Below are 24832 nucleotides of genomic sequence, written 5' to 3'. Positions count from 1 at the left end.
CTCAGGACTCCTCCAGGATCAGTTCGACCAGCAGCGCGCCGCTGCGCACCGAGGCCTTGGGCGCCACGTGCACCGCGCGCACCGTGCCGGCGGCGCGGGCGTGTTGCCACATTTCCATCTTCATCGCCTCGACGCAGACCAGCGGCTGGCCGAGCGCTACGCGTTCGCCCGGTTGAACCGCAACGCTGGCGACGGTGCCGGCAACGGGCGAGCACAGGCGGCTGGCATCTGGCGTGTCGCTGGCGCGAGGTGCGGCGGCGGGTTCGGTGAAGACGAAATCCGCGCTCGCGGTAGCCAGGTGCAGGGCGCCTTGTGCGTCGCTTAGTGCGACGCAGCTTTGCGCCACGCCATCAGCGGAGATTCGCCAGCGTGCACCGTCGCGGGACAGCAGCTTCAGCGTCTGCTCGCCGCTGTCGTCGGCCACGGTCAGCACATCCCCGCAGCCACCCAGCGTGAGGCGCAGCTTGCGCTGGGTTTCGCGCCAGCGCAGCGTGACACTTTGGCTGGCCATGCCGGCGCCACGCCAGCCATCGGCTAGGCCGCGCGGTGGCGAAGCGGACCACCAGCGCAGCGCGGCGGCGACGCGCCAGTCGTCGTCGCTGGGCAATGGGCGCTGCAGCAGCGGCGCAGCTTCGGCGGCCCATTCGTCCAGCCGCGTCGTGGTCAGTTCACTGGCGATGAACTGCGGGTGCTGCAGCAGCGCAATCAGGAAGCCGCGGTTGGTGGCCAGGCCCAGCAGCGGGCTGTCCTGCAGCGCGGCGATCAGCCGGCGGCGCGCGTCTTCGCGGGTGGTGCCATGGGCGATGAACTTGGCGACCATCGCGTCGTACCAGGGCGTGACCTGGCCGCCTTCCGCAATGCCGGCGTCAATGCGCACCGAAGCCGAGGCTTGCAGCTGGCCGCAGCCGGTGAGCTGGCCAGCGGCCACCGCATGCTGCGGCTGCCAGTGCAGCACCGTGCCTGTCTGTGGCTGGAAGCCCTGGTACGGGTCTTCGGCGTAGAGCCGGACCTCGATGGCGTGGCCCATGCGCGCCGGCTCGAAGCGCACGTCCTCCTGCCCGCGCGGCAGCCAGTGCCGCAGCGGCTCGCCCGCGGCCACGCGCAGCTGCCACTGCACCAGATCGAAACCGGTGACGGCCTCGGTGACCGGGTGTTCGACCTGCAGCCGGGTGTTCATCTCCAGGAAGAAGTGGCGGCCTTCTGCGTCCACGATGAACTCCACCGTGCCGGCGCCGACGTAGCCCACGGCCAGCGCCGCGGCCACCGCGTCCGCGCCCATCGCCGCGCGCATCTCGGGCGACACGCTGGGCGACGGCGCTTCTTCGATCACCTTCTGGCGGCGGCGCTGGGCCGTGCAGTCCCGCTCGCCCAGGTGCACGGCGTGGCCGTGCGCGTCGGCAAACACCTGGACCTCGATGTGGCGGCCACCTTCGATGAGCCGCTCCAGCATCAGCCTGCCGTTGCCAAAGGCGTTTTCGGCTTCGCGGCGGGCGCCGCTCAGCGCTTGAGCGAGCGGCGCATCGGCCAGGTCCGCGCCGTCGCGCAGCAGCCGCATGCCACGGCCACCGCCACCCGCCACGGCCTTGACCAGCAGCGGTGCGCCAAGGCGGCGGGCCTCGCGCACCAGCTGTTCATCGCTGTCCTGCGGCTCGCCTTTGGCCGGCAGGTAGCCCGGCGCACAGGGCACACCCGCGGCCAGCATGCGGCGCTTGGCGCCGGCCTTGTCGCCCATCGCCGCGATGGCCGAAGGTGGCGGTCCGATGAAGACCAGGCCAGCTTCGGTGCAGGCTTGCGCGAAGTCGGCCCGCTCGGACAGGAAGCCGTAGCCCGGGTGCACCGCGTCCGCACCGGTGCGGCGGGCAGCGTCCAGCAGTGCGGCGATGTTCAGGTAGCTCTGGTCCGCGGCGGCCGGGCCGATGCAGACCGCTTCGTCGGCCTGCGCGACATGCGGCGCCTGCGCGTCCGCCTCGCTGTAGACGGCGACGGTGCGGTAGCCCATGGCGCGCGCGGTGCGCATCACGCGGCAGGCGATTTCGCCGCGGTTGGCGATGAGGATCTTGCTGAATGGCGTGCTCATTGCGGCACCCAGTACGCAGGTCGTTTCTGCAGGAAGGCCAGCGTGCCTTCCACGCCTTCATCACCCTGCAGCGCACTGGCAAAAGCGTGCGCCGCAGCGGGCACCAGCGTGGGCGCCGGTTGCCAGCGGGCTTGGGCGATCAGCCGCTTGGTGGCGGCCAGCGCCTGCGGTGCGCAGCGCAGGATGCCGGCCAGCGTTCGCTCCACTGCGGCTTCAAGCGATTGCGCATCTGGCATCAGTTCATGCACCAGGCCCTTCGCCAGCGCTTGTGCGCCATCCAGCGTGGCGCCGGTGACGGCCAGGCGGCGCGCTTCGGCCGGGCCGAGGCGATCGACCAGGAACGGCGCGATCTGCGCCGGCAGCACGCCCAGCGAGGTCTCGGGCAGCCGGAAGCGCGCGTCGGCGCTGGCCAGTGCCACGTCCACCACGCAAGCCAGGCCAAAGCCGCCGCCCATCACCGTACCCTGCAACAGCGCGACGGTCGCGATGCCGGTGTTGGCAAAGGCCACGCACAGCTCGCCGAAGCGGGCGCTGATGCGCTCGAACGGGTCTTCGCCGGTGTGTTCGCCGTTCAGCGACTGCGCCCGCGCCGCGGCCATGTCTTTCAGGTCGCCGCCGGCGCAGAAATGGCCGCCGGCGCCGCGCAGCACGATGGCGCGCACGTCGCCCGCAGCCTCGGCCTCGGCCAGCGCGGCGATCAGCGCGTCCACCAGCGCGAGCGACATCGCATTGCGCGCCTCGGGCCGGTTCAGCGTGAGGTGCAGCACCACGCCGGCCGTTGCAGGTTGCAGCGCCTGCCGGCGCACGAGCAACAACGGATCGCTCATGCTTTCAATGCCTTCGGCAACGTGCCTTCGAGCTTGCAGATGATGCTGAGCATCACCTCGTCGGCACCGCCGCCGATGGAGATCAGGCGGCTGTCGCGGAAGGCTTGTGAGATCGGGTTGTCGCGCGTGAAGCCCATGCCTCCCCAGTACTGCAGGCAGCTGTCGGCCACTTCGCGCGAGAGTCGGCCGCACTTGAGCTTGGCCATTGAGGCCAGGCGGGTCACGTCCTTGCCGGACAGGTAGAGGTCCACGGCCTGGTAGGTCAGGGCGCGCAGTGCCTCGACCTCGGTGCGCAGCTCGGCCAGGCGGAAGTGCACGACCTGGTTGTCCAGGATGCTCTTGCCGAAGGCCTGGCGCTGGCGGGTGTAGTCAATCGTCTGGTCGATCAGCCGATCCAGGCTGCGCAGCGACGAGGCCGCGCCCCACAGCCGCTCTTCCTGGAACTGGAGCATCTGGAGCATGAAGCCCATGCCTTCCTGGCCGATCAGGTTGCGGCGCGGCACGCGCACGTTGTCGAAGAAGAGCTGCGCGGTGTCGGAGCTGTCCATGCCGATCTTGTGGATCTTCTGGCGCGTGATGCCGGGCGCGTCCATCGGCACCACGATCAGGCTCTTGTTCTTGTGCGGGCCGCCGGCCGCGGCCACGTCGCTGGTGTTGGCCAGCAGGCAGCACCAGTCGGCCTTCAGGCCGTTGGTGATCCACATCTTGCTGCCGTTGATGACGTAGTCGCCGCCTTCGACGCGGGCCGTCGTCTTCGCCGCAGCCACGTCCGAGCCGCCACCGGCTTCGCTCACGCCCAGGCAGCCCACGTAGTCACCGGCAATCGTCGGCGCGAGGAATTCATGGCGCAGTTCGTCGGAGCCGAAGCGGGCCAGCGCGGGTGTGCACATGTCGGTCTGCACGCCAATGGCCATCGGCACGCCGCCGCAGTTGGCCTCGCCCAGCGCTTCGGCCATCACCATCGAATAGCCGAAGTCCAGCCCGGCGCCGCCGAATTGCTCGGGGTATTTCAGGCCCAAGAGTCCCAGGTTGCCCAGCTTCTTGAACAGCGCGTGGCTGGGGAACTGCTCGGCAGCCTCCCATTCGGCCACGAAGGGGTTGATCTCCTGCTTCACGAAGCGGGTCACGGTGTCGGCCAGCGCGCGATGTTCGGGCGTGAATTGCATGGTGCTTGTCTCCTCTTCTTGTCGGAACCGGAAAACTGTTCAGAGCCGGGCCACGCCGAAGGCGTTGGGCCGCAACGTGCGGGTGTCGGCCTCGGCGGCCAGCGCCAGGCACAGCGCGAGTACGCGGCGCGTGTCGGGCGGGGCGATCACGCCGTCGTCCCACAGCCGCGCGGTGCCGAACAGCACATGCGATTCGCGGTCGATGCGCTGTCGCAGCTGGCCGCTCATCGCCTGCAAGGCTTCGGGCACGACCGGCTGGCCGGCGCGCGCGAGCTTGGCGGCGCTGACGATCTCCATCACCTGCGCCGCCTGCGCGCCGCCCATCACGGCGGTGCGGGCGCTGGGCCAGCTGAAGATGAAGCGCGGGTCGAAGCCGCGGCCGCACATGCCGTAGTTGCCAGCGCCAAACGAGCCGCCCAGCACGATGGTGAACTTGGGCACGCGCGCATTCGCCACCGCCTGGATCATCTTGCTGCCGTGCTTGATGGCACCCGCATGCTCCGCCTCGCGGCCCACCATGTAGCCGGTGGTGTTCTGCAGGAAGACCAGCGGCGTGCCGCTCTGGTCGCAGAGCTGGATGAACTGCGCGGCCTTGGTCGAGCCGGCCGGCTGGATCGGGCCGTTGTTGCCGAGGATGCCGACGCGGTGGCCGTCGATGCGGGCATGGCCGCACAGGGTTTCGCTGGCGTAGGCGGCCTTGAATTCGAGGAAGTCCGAACCGTCGACCAGCCGGGCAATGACTTCGCGCACGTCGTACGGCGTCTTGTCGTCGGCCGGCACCAGGCCCATCAGCTCCTCAGGGTCGTACAGCGGCGCTGGCGCGGCGGGCCGGGCGAGGGCTTCATCCCAGGCCAGCTTGTCCAGCAGTTCGCGGGTGAGGGCGATGGCGTCACCGTCGTTCTCGGCGACGTATTCGCCCAGGCCGGTGACGCTGGCGTGCGTGTCGCTGCCGCCGAGGTCTTCATCGGTCACGTCCTCGCCGATGGCCGCTTTCACCAGCGGCGGGCCGGCCAGGAAGATGCGGCTCTTGCCGCGCACCAGCACCACGTAGTCCGACAGGCCAGGCAGGTAGGCGCCGCCAGCGGTGGACGATCCGTGCACCACCGCGACCTGCGGAATGCCGGCGGCCGAGAGCCGCGCTTGGTTCGCGAAGCTGCGCCCGCCTTCGACGAACATCTCGCTCTGGTACATCAGGTTGGCGCCGCCGGACTCGACCAGGTAGATCAGCGGCAGCTTGTTTTCGGCGGCGATTTCCTGCGCGCGCAAGGCCTTCTTCAGGCCCATTGGCGAGACGGTGCCGCCTTTGAGCGCCGAGTCGCTGGCGGAAATCATCACGCGCTTGCCGGCCACCTGGCCAATGCCGACGATGCTGCCGCCACCGAGCACGGCGCGCTTGCCGTCGTCGTCGTGCATGCCCAGCCCGGCCAGCGCAGACAGTTCGAGGAAGCCGCTGCCACGGTCCAGCAGCCGGGCCACGCGTTCGCGCGGCAGCAACTGGCCGCGTTTCTCGAACTGCGCGGCTTTGCCCGCCGACTCGGCCACCACTTGCGCTTCCAGCTGCCGCACCTCGGCCAGGCGCTCGGCCATGCGCTGCGCATTGGCCTGGAAGGCTGGACTTTGCAGGTCCAGCTGCGAGACAAGCGCCGGCATCAGCTTGTCTCCCCGTCTTGCAGCACCTGCGGCACGCTGGCGCGGTGGAAGCCGTTCCAGGCGGTGGAGCGCTGCGGGTCCTGCAGCGGGAAGATGGCGCTGCCCAGCGAGGCGCCGCCGTCGATCTGCAGCGTGACGCCGGTGATGAAGCCGGCGGCGGGCGACAGCAGGAAGACGATGGCCGCAGCCACTTCGGCCTCCCAGGCCAGCCGGCCCATCGGCACATGCTGCTTCAGCTTCGGGATGATGGCTTTCATCGCGCCGCCATAGGTGTCCATGCCGCTGGATGCGACCCACCCCGGCGCCACCGCGTTGACCCGCACGCCGGCGGGGGCCCATTCGTAGGCGGCGCTCATCGTCAGGTTGCTCATGCCGGCGCGCGCGGCGCCGGAGTGCGCCATGCCGGGCATGCCGTTGCGGAAGTCGGCCGTCATGTTGACGATGGCGCCGCCGTGGGCCTGCATGCTCTGCAGGTACAGCTCGCGCATCATCAGGAAGCCGCCGGTGAGGTTGTTGGCCACGACGGCGTCGAAGCCGCGCTGGCTGATGGCCATCATCGGCGCCGGGAACTGGCCACCGGCGTTGTTGACCAGGCCATGCACCGGGGCGCTGGTGCACTGTTCGGCGACCTGCGCCTTGACGGCAGCCTCGTCGCGGATGTCGAAGGCGCGCCAGCTGCACTGGCCGCCGTCCTCGGCGATCTCGCCGGCCACGCGGCGCAGCTTGTCTTCGCTGCGGCCGCTGAGGATGAGCTCGGCGCCCAGCGAGGCCAACTCATGGGCAACGCAGCGGCCAATGCCGGAGCCGCCACCCGTGACCCAGATGCGCTGGCCTGCGAACAGGCCGGGGTGGAACACGCTGTCGTAGGCGTGCGCAGGATCGCCGCCCGAAGGCCGCGGCGCGGTGTGAGCCGTCATGTCTTGTCTCCTGTTGGCGCAGGCCTCCGGTCGTGGCCGGTTGCTCTGGCGTGAGCGGCGGCTGTGGCGAACACAGCACTGCTTCTGCGCCAGATTTGGCGACAGGGTGACGTTAACGTCAACTGTATTTCTGATAGGGAAATACGCTGATGTTGCGCGAGTTGCGCAGGCCTACGATGCGGCCCGGGTGCTTGTCAACGACACAACAAAGCGAACACACCCGCGATACAACAGCACAGGAGACAACCATGGATCTGGCTTCCGCGACCGCATCTTTGCGCGAGAAGGTTGGCACGCAAAGCGGCTTGAACACCACGCTGAAATTCGACTGCGGCGACGACGGCGTCGTGCTGATCGATGGCAGCGCCGAACCCAACACGGTGGACAACCACAACCGCGATGCCGCCTGCACCGTGGCACTCAAGCTGTCGACACTGGGCGACCTGATTGCGGGCCGCCTGGAGCCGACCACCGGCTTCATGACCGGGCGCTTCAAGGTCTCGGGCGACATGAGCGTGGCCCTCAAGCTGCAGCGGGTGCTGTGATGGCAGCGACCGACTTCGCCACCAGCGTGGCCAACAGCCTGTCCGCCTCCCCTGTCCTCAACCTCGTGCCCTCGGACGCCGCGATGCAAGGCCTGTCGGCCGAAGACGCGGTGGCCGCCCACCATGACGACGACACGGCAGAGTTGTTCGGCATCACCGAACTGTGCAAGGCCTTCGGCATCTCGCTGCGGGCCATCCGCTTCTACGAGGACAAGGGCCTGCTGAGTCCGCGCCGCGTCAACGGCACGCGGGTCTACACCCGGCGCGACCGGGCGCGGCTCGCACTCATCCTGCGCGCCAAGGCCATCGGCTCCTCGCTCGCCGAAATCAAGCATTACCTGGACCTGTATGGCACACAAGGCGAGGGCCGGCGCCAGCAGATGCAGTACGTGTTCGATCGCACCAGCCAGGCGATTGCCGACCTGTCGCAGAAGCGCGCCCACATCGACGCGACGCTGGCCGAACTGCACGTCATCAACGACGCAGTCCGCAACGGCCTCAACGCACTCGATTGAGCAAGGCACGGTGGTCGCCGGCAGCCGCGTGGCTCCGGCGGCCCAGAATCTGGCACGTCAGTGCAAGGGCAAATCCCGGCGGCACGTCAGGGCGCGCACCCTAGAATCGACCGCAGCAGCCGCGCATGCAGCTTGCTTGCGTTGCCTTGTCGAACAACATGCCGTGAAGTCTCAAGCGTCGGCGCAGCCCGCGCCGGCGTGTGCGAGCTCCCCGGTTTTTTTACAGTCCGTGTTTTCCGTGCAGGCCCGCCAGGGCCGTGAAGGGAGCTTTTGCTGATGACCGAACCCCGCCCGGATGCACCCGGCAGTGCCGAGCCTGCCGCTGAAACGGCCAGTGCGCCCCGCATCCTCAAGAAGTACCCGAATCGCCGTCTCTACGACACGCGCACCAGCAGCTACATCACGCTGGCCGACGTGAAGCTGATGGTGCTGGAGGGGGCGGAATTCGAGGTGCGCGACGCCAAGACCGGCGAAGACCTGACCCGCAGCATCCTGCTGCAGATCATCCTGGAAGAAGAAGCCGGCGGCATGCCGATGTTCAGCGCCCGCATGCTGGCCCAGATCATCCGCTTCTACGGCCACGCCATGCAGGGCATGATGGGCTCGTACCTCGAAAAGAACCTGCAGACCTTCGTCGACATGCAGAGCCGCCTGGGCGACCAGGCCCGCGGCCTCTACGATCCCGCAGCCTTCACGCCCGAGATGTGGACCCAGTTCATGAGCGGCCAGGCCCCGATGATGCAGGGCCTGATGGGCAACTACCTGGAGCAGTCCAAGAACCTCTTCGTGCAGATGCAAGAGCAGATGCAAAAACAGGCCGGAGGACTTTTTCCGGTGTTTCCGGTGCCGCCGGTGGGCAACAAGACTGCGAAATAAGCTCCTCTGGTTGCGTCGAAGTGAGTTGAAAGACTGCCGAAATTTGGCTGCGCGCAGACAAAGCGGCTACGTTTCGCGCAGCCTTCAAGGGCCAATTTCTTACTTGACGAAGCCCACGCAGGTCGGTGCTTACTCGATAGCCGCTGTTAGGTCCCGAATGTTTGGAACCTGCTTGTCGAGTTGCGACTGGTTAACCATCACGTTCTTTCCTAGAACGTTTCGCGTACCCGACGTAAGCCCTGCGATAGGTACGCCAAGCGCGCCGGACACCACAGAGGCAGTGTTTGCGTCGTTGACCTCGTACTGAAACATGCTCTTGAAAGTGCGCTGCGTTGACGGCACGGGAGCTCCGGTGGGGTGGATGCAGAAGAGGTTCGCGTTGGCTCTCCAGACCGCGTAGATTTCCTCTCCGATCTCGTTGACGACGCTCTTGAACGCTGCAGCTGAGGTACCGCTCATTTGAGTCAAGCGGTTGCCAACGTACATATAGAGCTGAGGCAGCGCCATTCGATAGCGTTGCGTGTTGATGTGGTACTCGGATTGTGTCTGGCCCTGATAGCGCTGAACACCGAATACCAGCGAAAGCACCGCCCGGACAGCACGTTTCGACGAGCCATCAGCAGAGAATGGGACGATCAGACGATCTGAGGCAGAGAGCGCCAGTTCTGTGTAGATCGAAAAGCTGGGGTTGCAGTCGATGAATACCGTCATGGGCTGCTCGTTCCATGAGCGGCGGATATCAGCGATAAGGTCGCTGATCCAAGTGTGGACAATGCGCCAAGCGTCGGCAGGTCCGGCGAGTGTCGCCGCGGTTACTCGCGAAGCCTGGATCTCCAACTGCTCATCGCCTACGACGAGGTAGAGATTGGCCGGAACGGCCGCGTTGATCCGACTGACTTGGGTGGCAAACCGGCCACCCGATTGCGGATTCGCGTAAGGGCTGAAGATTCGCTCGTCGATATAGCCAGAGATCGTTTGCCGATTGGCTCCTTGGTGGATAGCGTTCAGATTCGCTTCACCGGCAAGGATGCCTCCCAACAGCATCGACGATGAGTTCGCCTGAGGACACAGATCAATCACTAGGACCTTTTGCTCTGGATGTGTGCGGGCATATTCGGCTGCGACTTGAAAAGTCAAGTAGCTCTTGCCGACGCCGCCCTTGTTGTTCCAGAAAGAGTAAACGGCCATATCGGGGCTTCTCCGTTGTTGCTGCGCACATCGTATCCGAGCATGCTCGTTTACTGGTAAGAGCACGGCCGGATGCGGCCCGCTGGCGCGGGAATCGGTGGATGGGGGCGCTGCTTGGCTCTTGGGGGCATGGACTGCTCGGGGCCTGTGGTCGGATCGGTGCAAGACCCTCGGCACGCGTTTGGGAGCATGGGAACGATGGGAACGCAGTCAACTCAATGACCGATTCTGAGCGGTTGTCTTGCATCGCTTTCGTGAGGGCCTTTTCCGCAAAGAGCCCTTTTCGATGTCTACCGGGATCAGAAATGCGGCTAGCCAGCAGGCACCTGGAGCACAAATGAGCTGAAACGGCGCCGGGCTTGGGCCGGCGGCCGGGCGCTGGGCGACGGGGTTTGCGACAATCGGCTCCATGAGCCAAGACCTCGCCAGCCCGCCGGTGCCCGTCACCAGCCAGCAGCCGCCTACCGTTGCGTTTGTCAGCCTTGGATGTCCCAAGGCCTTGACCGATTCCGAACTGATCCTGACGCAGCTCTCTGCCGAGGGCTACCGCACCAGCAAGACCTACCAGGGTGCTGACCTGGTGATCGTCAACACCTGCGGCTTCATCGATGACGCGGTGAAGGAAAGCCTGGACGCAATTGGCGAGGCGCTGACTGCCAACGGCAAGGTGATCGTCACCGGCTGCCTGGGCGCCAAGCAGGGCGACGGCGGCGGCAATCTGGTGCGGGAGATCCACCCCAAGGTGCTGGCCGTGACCGGGCCGCACGCCACACAAGAAGTGATGGATGCGGTGCACACGCACGTGCCCAAGCCGCACGACCCGTTCCTTGACCTGATTCCTGGTGGCATCCCGGGCGCCGGCATCAAGCTGACGCCGCGGCACTACGCCTACCTGAAGATCAGCGAAGGCTGCAACCACCGCTGCACCTTCTGCATCATCCCCAGCATGCGCGGCGACCTGGTCTCGCGGCCGGTGGGCGATGTGCTGAAGGAAGCCAAGGCGCTGTTCGAAGGCGGCGTGAAGGAACTGCTGGTTGTCAGCCAGGACACTTCGGCCTACGGCGTGGACGTGAAGTACCGCACCGGCTTCTGGGACGGCCAGCCGGTCAAGACCCGCATGCTGGACCTGGTGGCCAAGCTGGGCGAGATTGCCAAGCAGCACGGCGCCTGGGTGCGGCTGCACTATGTCTACCCGTATCCGCACGTGGACGACGTGGTGCCGCTGATGGCCGAAGGCCTGGTGCTGCCTTACCTGGACGTGCCGCTGCAGCACGCCCACCCGGACGTGCTCAAGCGCATGAAGCGCCCGGCCAGCGGCGAGCGCAACCTGGAGCGCATCCAGCGCTGGCGCGAACTGTGCCCGGAGATCGTCGTGCGCTCGACCTTCATCGCCGGCTTCCCTGGCGAGACCGAAGAAGAGTTCCAGTACCTGCTGGACTTCGTGCGCGAGGCGCAGATCGACCGTGCCGGCTGTTTCGCCTACAGCCCGGTGACCGGCGCTGCCGCGAACGAGCTGCCGGGCGCCTTGCCCGACGAACTGCGCGAGGAGCGCCGTGCGCGCTTCATGGCGGTGGCCGAAGAGGTGTCGATCAACCGGCTGCGGCGGCGCATTGGCTCCACGATGCAGGTGCTGGTCGACAGCGCACCGGCGATGGGCCGCCGCGGCGGCGTGGCGCGCACCTATGCGGACGCGCCCGAGATCGACGGCACGGTGCGGCTGCTGCCGCCGGCCAAGGCCTCGACCCAGCTGCGCGTGGGCGAATTCGCCCGTGCCCGCATCGTGGCCGCCGAAGGCCACGACCTGGTCGGCGAACCGATCTGAATGCCGCCCACGACAGCATGAGCGACACCTCCGAAGGCGGTATCCCCACGCCCCAGCGCGATGAAACGCTGGCCACCGAGCTGATCCACCATCCATACCGGCCACCGGCGGATTTCGAATCCCCCGCGGTGCCGGTGTTCAAAGGCTCCACGGTCTATTTCCCGACCGTGGCCGCGCTGCGCGAGCGCACCTGGGCCGACAAGAGCGGCTACACCTACGGGCTGCACGGCACGCCGACCAGCTTCACGCTGGAAGCGCGGCTGGCCAGCCTGGAGGGCGCCAGGCATGTGATCCTGGCGCCCAGCGGTCTGTCGGCGCTGACCATTGTCGACATGGCGCTGCTGCAGCAGGGCGACGCGATGCTGCTGCCGGACAACGCGTACAACCCCAGCAAGGACTTCGCACGCAACGAGCTGGCGCGCTGGGGCATCAGCCAGCGGCTGTATGACCCGATGCAGCCGGGTTCGCTCGCCGCGCAGCTGGACCGCGAGGTCAAGCTGGTGTGGCTGGAAGCCGCCGGCTCGGTGACGCTGGAGTTCCCGGACCTGCGCGCGCTGGTGCGCACGGTGCGCGAGAAGGCGCCGCAGGCCGTCATTGCGCTGGACAACACCTGGGGCGCCGGCATTGCGTTCAATGCCTTCGATCTCGGCGAGGGGCTGGGCGTGGACGTGACCATCCATGCGCTGACCAAGTACCCGTCCGGGGGCGGCGACGTGCTGATGGGTTCGATCGCCTGCCGCGACGATGCGCTCAACGACAAGCTGACGTGGACCCACAGCCGCCTGGGCATTGGCGTGGGCATGAACGACGTGGAGCTGGTGCTGCGCGCCTTGCCCAACCTGCCGCTGCGCTACGCCGCGCAGGACGCGTCGGCCCGCCGCATTGCCGAATGGGCGCAGGCCCAGCCGCAGGTGGCGCGGGTGCTGCACCCGGCGCTGCCCGGCTCGCCTGGCCATGCGCACTGGGCCTCGCACTGCAAGGCTGCTGCCGGCTTGCTGACGCTGGAGATCAACGCGCAGTACACCCCTGCCCAGGTCGATGCCTTTGTGGACGGGCTGCGCTACTTCCACATTGGCTGGAGTTGGGGCGGCCCGGTCAGCCTGGCAGTGCCTTACCAGGCCAAGGGCATGCGCAAGCTGGCCACGCCGTACCAAGGCACGCTTGTGCGCCTGTGCATTGGCCTCGAAGCGACCGATGACCTGATTGCCGACCTCGCGCAAGGCCTGGCGAAGCTGGCGGAAACCGCGACGCCAGCAGCGGTCCCAGCCGTCACCCAGGCCGCAGACTAGGCGACGAAGCCGCCGCCGTCTTCCAGCGTGAAGGCGTCGGTCGCCTTGACCAGCTCGGCGGCAATGCCGGGCTCGTAGGAGGAGTGCCCGGCGTCCGGCACCACGACGAGCTTCGCGCTGGGCCAGGCGTCTGCTAGCCCAAACGCATAGCGCACCGGACAGATCACGTCGTAGCGGCCGTGCACGATGACGCAGGGCAGGTGGGCGATCTTCGGCACGCCGGCCAGCAACTGGCCGGGCTGCAGGAAGGCGCGGTGGTGGAAGTAGTGCGCTTCGAGCCGGCCGACGCCGAGCGCGATGGCGTCTTCGCCGAACGAATCCACGGTCACTGGGTCAGGAATCAGCTGCAGGCACGAGCCTTCGTAGCGGCTCCAGGCGCGCGCGGCGGGCGTGTGCACCGCAGGGTCGTCATTGGCAAGCCGGCGGTGGTAGGCGGCCAGCAGGTCGCCTCGCTCGTCCTCCGGCACCTGCTGTGCAAAGGCTTCCCATTCCTTGGGGAAAAACTGGCGCATGCCGTAGAGCCACCAGTCGATCTCTTCGTCGCTGACCAGCCAGATGCCGCGCAGCACCAGGCCCAGGCAGCGCTCGGGATGGGCTTGCGCATAGGCCAGCGAGAGGGTCGAGCCCCAGGAGCCGCCAAACACCAGCCAGCGCTCGATGCCGAGCAGTTCGCGCAGCCGTTCGAGGTCGGCGATCAGCAGCGGCGTGGTGTTCTCTCCGCATTCGCCCAGCGGCGTGGACAAGCCGGCGCCGCGCTGGTCCAGCAGCACGATGTGGTACTTCGCCGGGTCGAAGAAGCGGCGGCTCTTGGGCGACGTGCCGGCACCGGGCCCGCCATGGATGAAGATGACCGGGATGCCGGCCGGGTTGCCACAGCTCTCCCAGTGCAGCGTGTGCAGGTCGTCCACGGCGAGCCGGCCCGTGCGGTTGGGCTCGATGGGCGGGTAGAGGACTTGGTCCAGCGAGGTGGGGGCGGTGCGCATCGGCACATTGTCCGGCAAGCGCCGTGACCTTCGCGGCGGCTAGGCGCGCCATGGGTGTTTGCACCTCCGCGTTATTTTGAAGATACCCCCACGAATGAAGTGAAGGTTGTCGTACAACGGGTCCCAATATTGCGAAATGGCAGGCACGAGCGGGGGCAACCCAAAAGGCACGCCTTCCGAAGCGCCGAACCCCGGCGCGCAGTTCCAGACCTCAGCGATTTCCGGCACAGGAGGCCGAATCTTCACCATGGCATCTCGTTTCCTCTCTTCACGCACCCACGGCTGGCAGTTCTCCGCGCTGGCACTGTCCACTTCCTTGCTGCTGGGCCTGCCGATGCAGGCGGCGCAAGCTGCTGGTAGCGCAGCGAAGGTGGCCATCGCCACCACGCCGATCCCGGCCACGATGAGCCAGCTGTACGCCTTCAAGCTGGACGATGGCCAGGACGGCCGCACCGAACTGGTTCGCGGCAGCGACGGCGCCTGGTATGGCGTGACGATTGGCGGTACAGGCGACTACCTGCATGGCGCGATGTTCCGGCTCAACGACAAAGGCATCGTGAAGATGCTGGCCGGCTTCCCGGGCAACGAGACCATGGGCGGCCAGCCGGGCTCGACGCCGGTGGAAGGCGCAGACGGCGCGCTGTACGGCACGACCCAGCTCGGTGGCGCGAACAACTACGGCACGGTCTACCGCTTCGACAAGAAGACCCACGAGGTCAAGACACTGCACGCGTTCTCGCCGCTGCAGCCTTTTGCCATCGTCAGCTACACCTTCCTCACGGCCGGTCCGGATGGCTGGCTGTATGGCACGTCCGCCAATGACGGCAGCAGCGACAACGGCATGATCTTCAAGCTGCGCACCGACGGCAGCGGTTACCAGGTGCTGCACGATTTCAGCGGCGGCGGCGACGACGGCGCGCATCCGCTGGCTGCCATGATGCTGAGCCAGGACGGCTGGCTCTACGGCACGACGCGCAGCGGCGGCGACAGCAACGTCGGCGTGATCTTCCGCCTGAACCCGGCCGACGGCACGTTCCAGATCGTCAACCAGATGCACTCCGGCGGCGAACAGGACCCGGCGCTGTCGTCTGCCTCGCTGATCGAGGATGACGACGGCAACCTCTACGGTGTTTCGGAATACGGTGGTGAATTCGGCGACGGCGCGGTCTTCAAGCGCGGCACGGATGGCACGATCACCACGCTGTCCTCGTTCATCCACCACGGCGTGCACCCGTATGGCCCGACCACCAAGCTGGCGCGCAGTGCAGATGGTGTGTTGTTCGGCACGACCCGCTGGGGCGGCCACAACAAGCGCGGCGTGCTGTACGCCATCAAGCCGAAGAACAACACCTTCCAGATCCTTCACAACTTCGGTGAAGGCGGCAAGCAGGACGGCCGTTTCCCCTGGGGCGGCACCACGCTCGCTGCCGATGGCAACCTCTACGGCATGACGGCCGGCGGTGGCAGCAAGTACAGCAATGGCACGCTGTACAAGGTGACGCTCACGCCCTGAGGGCCAACGTGAGCAGGGCCGGCCCGCGCTTGAGCGCCAGGCCGGTCAGTCCTTGCTGGGGGACGAGACCTTGTGGCGCATCAGTTGCCCCTTTTAGCGAAAGGCCCAGCCAGCGCTTCGCGCTCAATCCTTCGGATTGGATGAGACTTTGTGTCTCATCAACTGGCCCTTTTCCCGCTCCCAATCCCGCTTCTTTTCGGTCTCACGCTTGTCGTGCTGGGCCTTGCCCTTGGCCAGTGCGATCTCGGCCTTTACGCGGCCGCCCTTGTAGTGCAGGTTCAGCGGCACCAGCGTGAAGCCGCGCTGCTCGACCTTGCCGACCAGGCGCTTGATCTGCTCCTTGTGCAGCAGCAGCTTCTTGGTCCGGTCGGCCTCGGGGTTGACGTGGGTGGAGGCGCTGCCCAGGGCATTGATGCGGCAGCCGATCATGAACAGCTCGCCGCCGCGGATCAGCACGTAGCCATCGGTCAGCTGCACCTGGCCCGCGCGGATGGCCTTGACCTCCCAGCCCTCGAGCACCACGCCGGCTTCGAACTGTTCGTCGATGTGGTATTCGAAGCGCGCGCGGCGGTTTTCGGCAATGTAGGCAGAGGTGGTGGACATGAGGTGGAAGGTGAGGGCGGCGAGGCCAAAGGAAAGGCACGGCCGCCTAGAATGCCCTGCATTGTATGAAGCACGTCAAGAAGTCCGTCCTGCTCTGGTACTCGCCAGCCGAGATGTTCCGGCTGGTCACCGATGTGGCTGCCTATCCGCAGTTCCTGCCGTGGTGCGAGCGCGCTGAAATCCTCTCGCAGGACGCGCACAGCATGACCGGCAAGCTGCACCTGGCTTACGCCGGGTTGCGCCATGCCTTCACCACCCGCAACACCAATGTGCCGGACCGCGAGGTCCGCATGGAACTGGTGGACGGCCCGTTCTCGACGCTGGACGGCCTGTGGCAGTTCCTGCCGCTGGGCAAGCCAGGCGCGCCTGAGCAGGCCTGCAAGATCGAGTTCGACTTGCGCTATGCGTTTTCCAGCCGGCCGCTGGAAATGGTGCTGAGCCCCGTGTTCGACCGCGTGGCCAACACCTTCGTCGACGCCTTCGTTACCCGCGCCGAGCAGGTGTATGGCAAGCGCTGAGGCTGCGCCCGCGGCGCTGCTGCACGTCGAGGTGGTGTATGGCAGCGGTCCGCGCAGCGTGGACCACGTCCGGCTGACCTTGCCGCAGGGCGCGACGGTGGCCGACGCGCTGCATGCCAGCGGCATCGTGGCCCGCCACGGGCTGCACCTGGACGAGCAGTTCAGCGTGGGCATCTGGGCCAGGCCGCAGCCGCTGAACGCGCTGTTGCGCGAGGCTGATCGGGTGGAGGTCTACCGGCCATTGCAGGTCGATCCGAAAGAAGCGCGCCGCCAGCGCTACCGTCGGCAAACGGGAAGCAAGCCGGGCCGGGCTTGAGGGGCTGGCGCGCAGCGGCCGGCAGGCCTTCGCGGTTCGCTCAGTTGCAGTTGGTGCTGACCAGGTCGCGGGCGCGCTGGGTTTCCTGCTCGCGGCCCTGGTCGTCCAGCACTTCGCGCTCGCCCTGTTCGTTGGGCCGCGAAATGCGCACGCCGCTTTCCAGTGTTTTCAGCTGGTTGCGCGCGCGGCGGCAGTTTTCGGCCTTGATCCCTGCGGTGCGCTCCTTGTCCGCCGCTTCCTTGGCCTGCTTCTGGGCCGCCTGGTCGGCCATCAGCTTGCGCTTGCGGGCTTCTAGTTCGCGGTCGGTCGAAGGGGCGGAGGCGCCGGGTGCCGGGATCAATGCGTCGGTGCCGGCGTCCAGCGGGGCGCTGGCGCCAACGGTCACACCGCGCGCAGTGCCCGGGCGCTGCAGGATGTCCTTGTCCGGCACGTCGACCGGCGGTGCACGGTCGCTGACCTGCAGGTGGCCATCGCGGTCACGCCATTTCCAGATGGCCTGCGCGGAAGCATTCGAAGCGGACAGCGCCATGAGCGCCAACAAGACCGCTGACAACGGAGCAGAAAAACCAGGGCGGGAAAGCTTCATGTCGATGCGCAAGCGGACGTCCAAACCAAGGCTTAGTGTAGTGGGCGTCCCGTGACGCGAGCGCCTTGTTACCTCGGTTTCTTGCCGCTTTGGCAGGGCACTGCAGCCGGGCGGTCGCCACCCGCGGCTGAAAGGCGGGGCATGGCCGGCCGCGGCTTGTGCGGCCACGCAAGCTCGCGCCGTGACGCCTGTTCGGTCTTTCCGTATAATCCGCTTTTGCGTCTGGAGCTTTCCTTATGCGCCTTCTAGGCAAAGCGCTGACCTTCGACGATGTGTTGTTGGTCCCGGCCTTCTCCCAGGTGCTGCCGCGAGACACATCGCTGGCCACCCACTTTTCCCGCAACATCGTGCTCAATCTGCCGCTGGTCTCAGCGGCGATGGACACCGTGACCGAAGCCCGCCTCGCGATCGCCATTGCGCAGGAAGGTGGCATCGGCATCGTGCACAAGAACCTGCCGCCCAAGCAGCAGGCCGCCGAGGTGGCGCGTGTCAAGCGCTATGAATCAGGCCTGCTGAAGGACCCGATCACCATCGCCCCCGGCGCCCGTGTGCGCGACGTGATCGAACTCTCGCGTGCCCACGGCATCTCCGGTTTCCCGGTGGTCGAAAACGGTCGCGTGGTGGGCATCATCACCGGCCGCGACCTGCGTTTCGAAACGCGGCTCGATGCCCCGGTGAGCGAGATCATGACGACGCGCGAGCGGCTGATCACCGTGCGCGAAGGTGCCACGCTGGCGGAAGCCAAGGCGCTGATGCACCAGCACAAGCTCGAACGCGTGCTGGTGCTGAACGACGCATCCGAACTGCGCGGCCTGTTCACGGTGAAAGACATCACCAAGCAGACCAGCTTCCCGAACGCTGCGCGCGATGCACAGGGCAAGCTGCGCGTTGGCGCCGCAGTCGGCGTGGGTGACGGCACCGAAGAGCGCGTTGAACTGCTGGTGAAAGCCGGCGTGGACGCGCTGGTGGTCGATACCGCGCACGGCCATTCGGCCGGCGTGATCGAGCGCGTGCGCTGGGTCAAGAAAAACTATCCGCACATCGACGTGATCGGCGGCAACATTGCCACCGGCTCCGCGGCTTTGGCATTGGCCGAAGCCGGTGCGGACGGCGTGAAGGTCGGCATCGGCCCGGGCTCGATCTGCACCACGCGCATCGTCGCAGGTGTTGGCGTGCCGCAGATCACTGCGATCGACAACGTGGCCACCGCGCTGCGTGGCACTGGCGTGCCGCTGATCGCGGACGGCGGCGTGCGCTACTCGGGCGACATCTCCAAGGCCATTGCGGCCGGCGCCAGCACGGTGATGATGGGCGGCATGTTCGCCGGCACCGAAGAAGCACCCGGCGAAGTCATCCTGTACCAAGGCCGCAGCTACAAGAGCTACCGTGGCATGGGCTCGATCGGTGCGATGAAGGCCGGCTCGGCGGACCGCTACTTCCAGGAAGCCGACGAGACCAGCAACCCGAATGCCGACAAGCTGGTGCCCGAAGGCATCGAAGGCCGCGTGCCCTACAAGGGCTCGATGGTCTCGATCATCTTCCAGATGGCTGGCGGCCTGCGCGCCTCGATGGGCTACTGCGGTTGCGCGACGATAGACGACATGCGCGAGCGTGCCGAGTTCGTCGAGATCACCTCGGCCGGCATCCGCGAGAGTCATGTGCACGACGTGCAGATCACCAAGGAAGCGCCGAACTACCGCGCTGAATGATCGCCCTGTGACGATCGCTGCAGCGCCCGGCCTTGGCCGGGCGCCGTGTTTCTGACACTGCTTCGACATGCCCCCAAGCGAGCCCTCCGGCCAGTCCACACCACCAGCAGCTCCGCGGGACGGCAGCAAGCGGCGAGCGGCCGCGATGCCGTTCATCATGCTGACGGTGCTGATCGACATGATCTCGATCGGGCTGATCATCCCGGTACTGCCCAAGCTTGTGGGCACCTTTGCACGCACGCCGACCGAACAGGTGGGTGCTTATGCGACCGTGGCAATGGCCTTCGCCTTCGCCAACTTCATTGGCTCGCCCATCCTGGGCGCGCTCTCGGACCGCTTCGGCCGCAGGCCGGTGCTGCTGATGGGCTTCAGCGGCCTGGCAGTCAGCTTCTTCGGCACGGCGCTGGCCACCGAATACTGGATGCTGGTGGCGGTGCGCCTGTTCAGCGGCGCGATGCAGGCCAACGCGGCCGTCGCCAACGCCTACGTGGCCGACATCACGCCCCCCGAAGATCGCGCCAAGCGCTACGGCATGCTGGGCGCGATGTTCGGCCTGGGCTTCATCCTCGGGCCGGTGATCGGCGGGCTGCTGGGCGGCATCAACCTGCGGCTGCCGTTTTTCGTGGCCGGCACGCTGGCGCTGTGCAACTGGCTGTACGGTTTCTTTGTGTTGCCCGAATCGCTGCCACCGGAGCGGCGCCAGCCCTTCAGCTGGAAGAAGGTCAACCCGGTGGGCTCGCTGAAGCACCTGATGGCGCTGAAGGGTGTTGGCGCGCTGCTGATCGTGATTGCCTTTGCTTCGCTGGCCCAGTTCATCCTGCACACCACCTGGGCGCTCTACACCGAGCTGAAGTTCGGGTGGGACCCGGAGCAGATCGGAGCTTCGCTGTTTGCGGTGGGCGTGATGTCGGTGCTGGTGCAGGGTGTGCTGATCGGCCGCTTCACCAAGTGGATGCCGCTGGAAAAGCTGGCCATCGTCGGGTTGATTTCTTCTTCGCTGTGCTATGCCGGCTGGGGCGCGGCCACCGAAGGCTGGATGATGTATGCGGTGATCGCCGCCAACGTCTTCGGCTTCGCCGCTGCCACCACGCTGCAAAGCCTGATCTCGAACGCTGCCGACCCCAAGTCCCAGGGACAGACCATGGGCGCAGTGTCCGGCCTGTCCAGTTTGATGATGGTGCTTGCGCCTGTCATCGGTCCCTTGCTGCTGAAGGAAGTCGCCCACCTGCCGCGCGGCGACTGGCGCATTGGCGCGCCTTATTACCTCTGCGCGCTGCTGCAGGCCGCGGCCACGGTGATGGCCGTGGTGCACTTCTCGCGCGTGCGCCGCGCCGCAAGCCGCGAAGCCCCAGCTTCGGCCTGAGACTTCACGCATTCCCCGAATCTTTTCCGTCCTTTGAACGCCATGCACGACAAGATCCTGATCCTCGATTTCGGCTCCCAGGTCACCCAGCTGATCGCACGCCGCGTGCGCGAAGCCAAGGTGTTCTGCGAGATCCATCCGAACGACGTGTCGGACGATTTCATCCGCGAGTTCGCACCCAAGGGCATCATCCTGTCGGGCAGCCACGCCAGCACCTACGAAGACCACGAACTGCGGGCGCCGCAGGCGGTCTGGGACCTGGGCGTGCCGGTGCTCGGCATCTGCTACGGCATGTTCGCGATGGCGGTGCAGCAGGGCGGAGAAGTGGAGCCGGCCGATCATCGCGAGTTCGGTTATGCCGAGGTGCGCGCGCATGGCCACACCCGGCTGCTGCAAGGCATCGAAGACTTCAGCACGACTGAGGGCCACGGCATGCTGAAGGTCTGGATGAGCCACGGCGACAAGGTCACCGCATTGCCGCCCGGCTTCAAGCTGATGGCCAGCACGCCCAGCTGCCCGATTGCCGGCATGGCCGATGAGAGCCGCGGCTATTACGGTGTGCAGTTCCACCCGGAAGTGACGCACACCGTGCAGGGCCGGGAACTGCTGAACCGCTTCGTGCTGGAGATCGCCGAGGCCAAGGCCGACTGGGTGATGGACAGCTATGTCGACGAAGCCGTGGCGCGCATTCGCGAACAGGTGGGCGACGAAGAGGTCATCCTCGGCCTGTCGGGCGGCGTCGATTCATCGGTGGCCGCAGCGCTGATCCACCGCGCCATTGGCGACCAGCTCACCTGCGTGTTCGTCGACCATGGCCTGCTGCGCCTGAACGAAGGCCGCATGGTGATGGAGATGTTCGCTGGCCGGCTGCATGCCAAGGTCGTGCACGTGGACGCCAGCGCACAGTTCCTCGGCCACCTGGCGGGCGTGTCCGACCCCGAGCAGAAGCGCAAGATCATCGGCCGCGAGTTTGTCGAAGTCTTCAAGGCCGAAGCGGCCAAGCTGAAAGCCGCGGATGCATCGGCCAAAGGTGCCAAATGGCTGGCCCAAGGCACGATCTACCCGGACGTGGTCGAGAGCGGCGGCACCAAGACCAAGAAGGCCGTGACGATCAAGAGCCACCACAACGTGGGCGGCCTGCCGGAGCAGTTGGGCCTGAAGCTGCTGGAGCCGCTGCGCGAGTTGTTCAAGGACGAGGTGCGCGAGTTGGGCGTGGCGCTGGGGCTGCCGCACGACATGGTCTACCGCCACCCGTTCCCCGGCCCGGGCCTGGGCGTGCGTGTGCTCGGCGAGGTGAAGCCCGAGTACGTCACGCTGCTGCAACGCGCCGATGCGATCTTCATCGAGGAATTGCGCGCGGCGGTGGACCCGGCCAGCGGCAAGAACTGGTACGAGCTGACGAGCCAGGCTTTCACCGTGTTCCTGCCGGTCAAGAGCGTGGGCGTGATGGGCGATGGCCGCACCTACGACTACGTGGTTGCGCTGCGCGCCGTGCAGACCAGCGACTTCATGACGGCAGACTGGGCCGAGCTGCCCTACAGCCTGCTGAAGAAGGTCTCCGGCCGCATCATCAACGAGGTGCGTGGCATCAACCGTGTGACCTACGACGTGTCGAGCAAGCCGCCGGCAACCATCGAGTGGGAATGAGCTGATGCGCGGGACTGGCCTCATCGTGGTGTTGATTGCGCTGCTGGGTGTGGGATGGTTGGCGCGTGAGCGGCTGAAGACGCCGGTTGCGGTGCCGGTTGCGGTGCCGACCGCTGACGGCCAGAGCGTGCGGCAGGTTCCACCCAGCCAGGTGGCCAACGAGGTGGCCAAGCAAATCGACGCCGCAACGCTGCAGCACCAGCAAGCCCTGGAAAGGGCCGATGCCGGCGAGAAGCCCTGAGGGAACCCTCTCGGTCTGAAGTTTGCATGCGTGCGGGTCGAGCGGCCATGCGCGCAGGGGAGGCACGGAAATGGGCAACGATGGTTTCGAGCAGATGTCCTTGCTGGGCGACGCGCCGGTGGCCAGGCCGGCGCTAAACCGGCTGTTTTTCGCACTCATGCCGGATGAGCAGGACGCCGCGCGGCTGTTCAAGCTTGGCGCTGATTTGCGTGTGGCCCATGGCGTGCGCGGCCGCCCCGTCGGCGAGAACCGGCTGCACATTACGCTGCATCACCTGGGTGACTTTCCCGAAGTGCCGGAACTGATGGTGAACCGCGCCAGCCAGGCCGGCGAAACGCTGGCCCACCCGTGTTTCACGCTGAGCTTCAGCGGCGTGATGAGCTTTGGCAAGCACAGCAGCAACCCGCCGTTTGTGCTGGTGGGCAGCGAAGAGAACCTTTCCGGCGTGATCTCGCTGCAGCGTGAGGTTGGCGTGCGCATGGCGCATGCCGGCCTGGCGCGCGAGGTGGAAAAGCGCTTCACGCCGCACATGACGCTGGCCTATGACCTGAAGACCGTGCCGGTGCAGGCGATCGAGCCCGTGAGCTGGCAGGCAAGGGAGCTGGTGCTGGTGCACAGCCTGATTGGCCAGAGCGTGTACTTCGTGCTGGGACGCTGGCCCCTCGGACCCGCAGCTTGAACCGGGCAAGCCTGCTGCTCTGTCCCCGAGAAATTTCATGAGCGAGTTTTCCGCATCTCCAGGTTCTGCAGCCACGCCTGCCGATGAGAGCGCGATGCGGCTGGCGCTGGACCAGGCGCAGAACGCCTGGCTGGTGGGCGAGGTACCGGTGGGCGCCGTCATCCTGCGCGATGGCCAGGTGATTGCCACCGGCTACAACCGGCCGATCACCACCCACGACCCGACCGCACATGCCGAACTGGTGGCACTGCGTCACGCAGCGCAGCTGCTGGAGAACTACCGGCTGCCGGAGTGCGAGATCTACGTGACGCTGGAGCCTTGCGCGATGTGCGCGATGGCGCTGATGCACGCCCGCTTCAAGCGCGTGGTGTTCGGCGCCTGGGACCCGAAGACCGGTGCCGCCGGCTCGGTGGTCGACCTGTTCGCCCAGCCGCAGCTGAACCACCACACAGCCCTGCAGGGCGGCGTCTTGGGCGAAGCCTGCGGCCAGGTGCTGCGCGAGTTTTTTGCCGAACGCCGAGCCCAGCAGAAGGCCCTGCGCGCGGCGGCCGAAGCCGATGTTCAACAAGCGCCAGCCGCCGCGCAGCTCGCCGCATTGTTCAGCCCGCCGCTCTCCGAACCAGCGCAAGAACCCGAGCCTGTCATCCCGACGGGCGAGGCCACCGAATGGGTGTTGACGCCACCCGGTGCCGATGACGCACCCGAATTCACCGAACCCGACAGGAACCGCCCATGAGCGCAGCGAAGAAGAAGACCCAGCATGCCGATCACGGTGCGGACCATGCCCACGGGCACGACCATGACCACGCGCATCACCACGAACACACGCCGCCTTCGACGCTGACGATCTACTCGCCGGCCGGCGTGGTGTTGAAGAGCGCCGCGGTGAAGCTGGCGGCCAAGCGGCTCAAGGGCATGGGCTACGCGGTGACGGTGGACACCAGCGCGCTGGCCAAGCACCAGCGCTTTGCTGGCGACGACGAGTTCCGTCTCGCCACGCTGCACCGCATTGCCGAGCAAGCGCCCTCGGTGGCATTGGCCACGCGCGGCGGCTACGGCATGACGCGCCTGCTGGACCGGCTGGACTGGGCGCTGCTGGCCAAGGCGGCCGAGCAGGGCACGCGCTGGGTCGGCTACAGCGACCTGACCGCGCTGCAGATGGGCTTGCTGGCCCACACCGGCACCGCCAGTTGGTGTGGCCCGATGGCCACCGACGATTTTGGCCGCGACGAACTGGACGAGGTCACGCCCGACTGTTTCAACGAAGCCATGAGCGGCGAGTTGGAAGCCGTCGGCTTTCGCACCGAGGCGGGCTTCGACGGCCTGGCCGAGAAGGGCGTGCTGTGGGGGGGCAACTTGACGGTGCTGTGCTCGCTGCTGGGCACGCAGCACTGGCCCAAGGTCAAAGGTGGCATCCTGTTCCTGGAAGACGTCGCCGAACACCCATACCGCGTCGAGCGCATGCTGCTGCAACTGCACCAGGCGGGCGTGCTGGCGGCGCAGAAGGCGGTGGTGCTGGGGGCATTCAGCGACTGGCGCAAATCGCCCATGGACCGCGGCTACAACCTGAAGACCGTCGTCGCCTACCTGCGCGAGGTCAGCAAGACGCCCATCCTCACCGGCCTGCCTTTCGGGCACGTGCCGACCAAGGTGACGATGCCGATGGGCCGCAAGGTCCAGCTGTTGGTGCAGGCACGGGACGTGCTCATCGGTTGGAACTGACGCCTCGTTGCGCCAGCCGGTCCGCCACACTGCCCCTCGGTAAACCCTGAGCGGCCGGCACTGCGGCGGTGCCTAGAATT

24 protein-coding genes are annotated in these 24832 nt (G+C 66.8%); 15 read left to right on the top strand and 9 right to left on the bottom strand.

What is annotated here, in order from left to right:
- Position 1: 1 nt before the first annotated feature.
- The 5 genes from ACAH41_RS27730 to ACAH41_RS27710 are packed head-to-tail and all read right to left on the bottom strand — an operon-like array spanning position 2 to position 6637.
- Complete coding sequence (locus ACAH41_RS27730) at positions 2-2077, bottom strand: biotin carboxylase N-terminal domain-containing protein (protein ID WP_325655219.1); 2076 nt, start codon at positions 2075-2077, stop codon at positions 2-4.
- Positions 2074-2904 (bottom strand): enoyl-CoA hydratase-related protein, encoded by an 831-nt coding sequence (locus ACAH41_RS27725; protein WP_325655221.1) that lies wholly within the window; start codon positions 2902-2904, stop codon positions 2074-2076. The genes ACAH41_RS27730 and ACAH41_RS27725 overlap by 4 nt, the downstream gene beginning before the upstream one ends.
- On the bottom strand, positions 2901-4070 hold the full coding sequence (locus tag ACAH41_RS27720; RefSeq protein WP_325655223.1) for an acyl-CoA dehydrogenase family protein: 1170 nt from the start codon (positions 4068-4070) through the stop codon (positions 2901-2903). The genes ACAH41_RS27725 and ACAH41_RS27720 overlap by 4 nt, the downstream gene beginning before the upstream one ends.
- 39 nt (positions 4071-4109) lie before the next feature.
- A complete protein-coding gene (locus ACAH41_RS27715; RefSeq protein WP_325655225.1) occupies positions 4110-5720 on the bottom strand; it encodes a carboxyl transferase domain-containing protein in 1611 nt (536 codons plus the stop codon).
- Positions 5720-6637, bottom strand: coding sequence for an SDR family oxidoreductase (locus ACAH41_RS27710; protein WP_325655226.1), 918 nt, complete (start codon positions 6635-6637; stop codon positions 5720-5722). Before ACAH41_RS27710 ends, ACAH41_RS27715 begins: the two co-directional genes overlap by 1 nt.
- Positions 6638-6885: 248 nt before the next feature.
- On the opposite strand from ACAH41_RS27710, the gene ACAH41_RS27705 reads away from it, so the two are divergent.
- From ACAH41_RS27705 to phaR, 3 genes are all read left to right on the top strand, one after another.
- Complete coding sequence (locus ACAH41_RS27705; protein ID WP_325655228.1) at positions 6886-7182, top strand: SCP2 sterol-binding domain-containing protein; 297 nt, start codon at positions 6886-6888, stop codon at positions 7180-7182.
- The gene (locus ACAH41_RS27700) at positions 7182-7697 is read left to right on the top strand and encodes a MerR family DNA-binding transcriptional regulator (protein ID WP_231011139.1); all 516 of its coding nucleotides are present in this window, start codon (positions 7182-7184) and stop codon (positions 7695-7697) included. The genes ACAH41_RS27705 and ACAH41_RS27700 overlap by 1 nt, the downstream gene beginning before the upstream one ends.
- A gap of 276 nt (positions 7698-7973) precedes the next feature.
- Entirely contained in the window at positions 7974-8573 is a 600-nt protein-coding gene (gene phaR, locus ACAH41_RS27695; RefSeq protein ID WP_325655231.1) for a polyhydroxyalkanoate synthesis repressor PhaR, read from the top strand.
- Positions 8574-8702: 129 nt separating this feature from the next.
- Here the strand turns inward: phaR and ACAH41_RS27690 are convergent, their stop codons facing one another.
- Positions 8703-9761 (bottom strand): AAA family ATPase, encoded by a 1059-nt coding sequence (locus ACAH41_RS27690; protein ID WP_325655232.1) that lies wholly within the window; start codon positions 9759-9761, stop codon positions 8703-8705.
- 409 nt (positions 9762-10170) lie between these two features.
- Here ACAH41_RS27690 and rimO point away from each other — a divergent pair, with 409 nt between their 5' ends.
- Complete coding sequence (gene rimO / locus ACAH41_RS27685) at positions 10171-11583, top strand: 30S ribosomal protein S12 methylthiotransferase RimO (RefSeq protein WP_325655234.1); 1413 nt, start codon at positions 10171-10173, stop codon at positions 11581-11583.
- Positions 11584-11600: 17 nt separating this feature from the next.
- A complete protein-coding gene (locus ACAH41_RS27680; protein ID WP_325655235.1) occupies positions 11601-12872 on the top strand; it encodes a PLP-dependent transferase in 1272 nt (423 codons plus the stop codon).
- On the opposite strand, the gene pip is transcribed toward ACAH41_RS27680, so the two are convergent.
- Positions 12869-13855, bottom strand: coding sequence for a prolyl aminopeptidase (pip, locus tag ACAH41_RS27675; RefSeq protein ID WP_325655237.1), 987 nt, complete (start codon positions 13853-13855; stop codon positions 12869-12871). The genes ACAH41_RS27680 and pip overlap by 4 nt on opposite strands.
- A 247-nt stretch (positions 13856-14102) precedes the next feature.
- Between pip and ACAH41_RS27670 the strand changes: the two genes are divergently transcribed.
- Positions 14103-15368, top strand: a complete 1266-nt coding sequence (locus ACAH41_RS27670) for a choice-of-anchor tandem repeat GloVer-containing protein (RefSeq protein ID WP_325655239.1) — start codon at positions 14103-14105, stop codon at positions 15366-15368.
- Between the two features lie 123 nt (positions 15369-15491).
- Here ACAH41_RS27670 and smpB read toward each other — a convergent pair whose 3' ends face one another.
- Entirely contained in the window at positions 15492-15971 is a 480-nt protein-coding gene (smpB, locus tag ACAH41_RS27665; protein ID WP_141287387.1) for an SsrA-binding protein SmpB, read from the bottom strand.
- Positions 15972-16036: 65 nt separating this feature from the next.
- On the opposite strand from smpB, the gene ACAH41_RS27660 reads away from it, so the two are divergent.
- Together ACAH41_RS27660 and ACAH41_RS27655 are read left to right on the top strand one after the other, a co-directional pair.
- Positions 16037-16489: a type II toxin-antitoxin system RatA family toxin gene (locus tag ACAH41_RS27660; protein ID WP_325655241.1), complete on the top strand. Its 453-nt coding sequence runs from the start codon at positions 16037-16039 to the stop codon at positions 16487-16489.
- A complete protein-coding gene (locus ACAH41_RS27655) occupies positions 16476-16805 on the top strand; it encodes an RnfH family protein (RefSeq protein ID WP_325655243.1) in 330 nt (109 codons plus the stop codon). Before ACAH41_RS27660 ends, ACAH41_RS27655 begins: the two co-directional genes overlap by 14 nt.
- A gap of 40 nt (positions 16806-16845) precedes the next feature.
- Here ACAH41_RS27655 and ACAH41_RS27650 read toward each other — a convergent pair whose 3' ends face one another.
- The gene (locus ACAH41_RS27650; protein ID WP_325655244.1) at positions 16846-17334 is read right to left on the bottom strand and encodes a DUF4124 domain-containing protein; all 489 of its coding nucleotides are present in this window, start codon (positions 17332-17334) and stop codon (positions 16846-16848) included.
- Positions 17335-17627: 293 nt separating this feature from the next.
- Here ACAH41_RS27650 and guaB point away from each other — a divergent pair, with 293 nt between their 5' ends.
- The 7 genes from guaB (at position 17628) to ACAH41_RS27615 (ending at position 24752) form a co-directional block, all read left to right on the top strand.
- Positions 17628-19100, top strand: coding sequence for an IMP dehydrogenase (guaB, locus tag ACAH41_RS27645; RefSeq protein ID WP_325655246.1), 1473 nt, complete (start codon positions 17628-17630; stop codon positions 19098-19100).
- A 67-nt stretch (positions 19101-19167) separates the two neighbouring features.
- Entirely contained in the window at positions 19168-20463 is a 1296-nt protein-coding gene (locus tag ACAH41_RS27640) for an MFS transporter (protein ID WP_370538698.1), read from the top strand.
- Positions 20464-20505: 42 nt separating this feature from the next.
- A complete protein-coding gene (gene guaA, locus ACAH41_RS27635) occupies positions 20506-22110 on the top strand; it encodes a glutamine-hydrolyzing GMP synthase (protein ID WP_325655250.1) in 1605 nt (534 codons plus the stop codon).
- Positions 22111-22138: 28 nt separating this feature from the next.
- On the top strand, positions 22139-22351 hold the full coding sequence (locus ACAH41_RS27630) for a hypothetical protein (RefSeq protein ID WP_370538697.1): 213 nt from the start codon (positions 22139-22141) through the stop codon (positions 22349-22351).
- Positions 22352-22421: 70 nt separating this feature from the next.
- Positions 22422-23030, top strand: coding sequence for a 2'-5' RNA ligase family protein (locus ACAH41_RS27625; RefSeq protein ID WP_325655254.1), 609 nt, complete (start codon positions 22422-22424; stop codon positions 23028-23030).
- A gap of 37 nt (positions 23031-23067) precedes the next feature.
- The gene (gene tadA / locus ACAH41_RS27620; protein ID WP_325655256.1) at positions 23068-23766 is read left to right on the top strand and encodes a tRNA adenosine(34) deaminase TadA; all 699 of its coding nucleotides are present in this window, start codon (positions 23068-23070) and stop codon (positions 23764-23766) included.
- Positions 23763-24752, top strand: coding sequence for an LD-carboxypeptidase (locus ACAH41_RS27615; protein ID WP_325655258.1), 990 nt, complete (start codon positions 23763-23765; stop codon positions 24750-24752). Before tadA ends, ACAH41_RS27615 begins: the two co-directional genes overlap by 4 nt.
- Positions 24753-24832: the final 80 nt, after the last annotated feature.

The organism is Ideonella sp. (assembly GCF_041287625.1).
Taxonomy (GTDB): Bacteria; Pseudomonadota; Gammaproteobacteria; order Burkholderiales; family Burkholderiaceae_C; genus Ideonella.
This window is presented reverse-complemented; position numbering and strand designations above follow the sequence as displayed.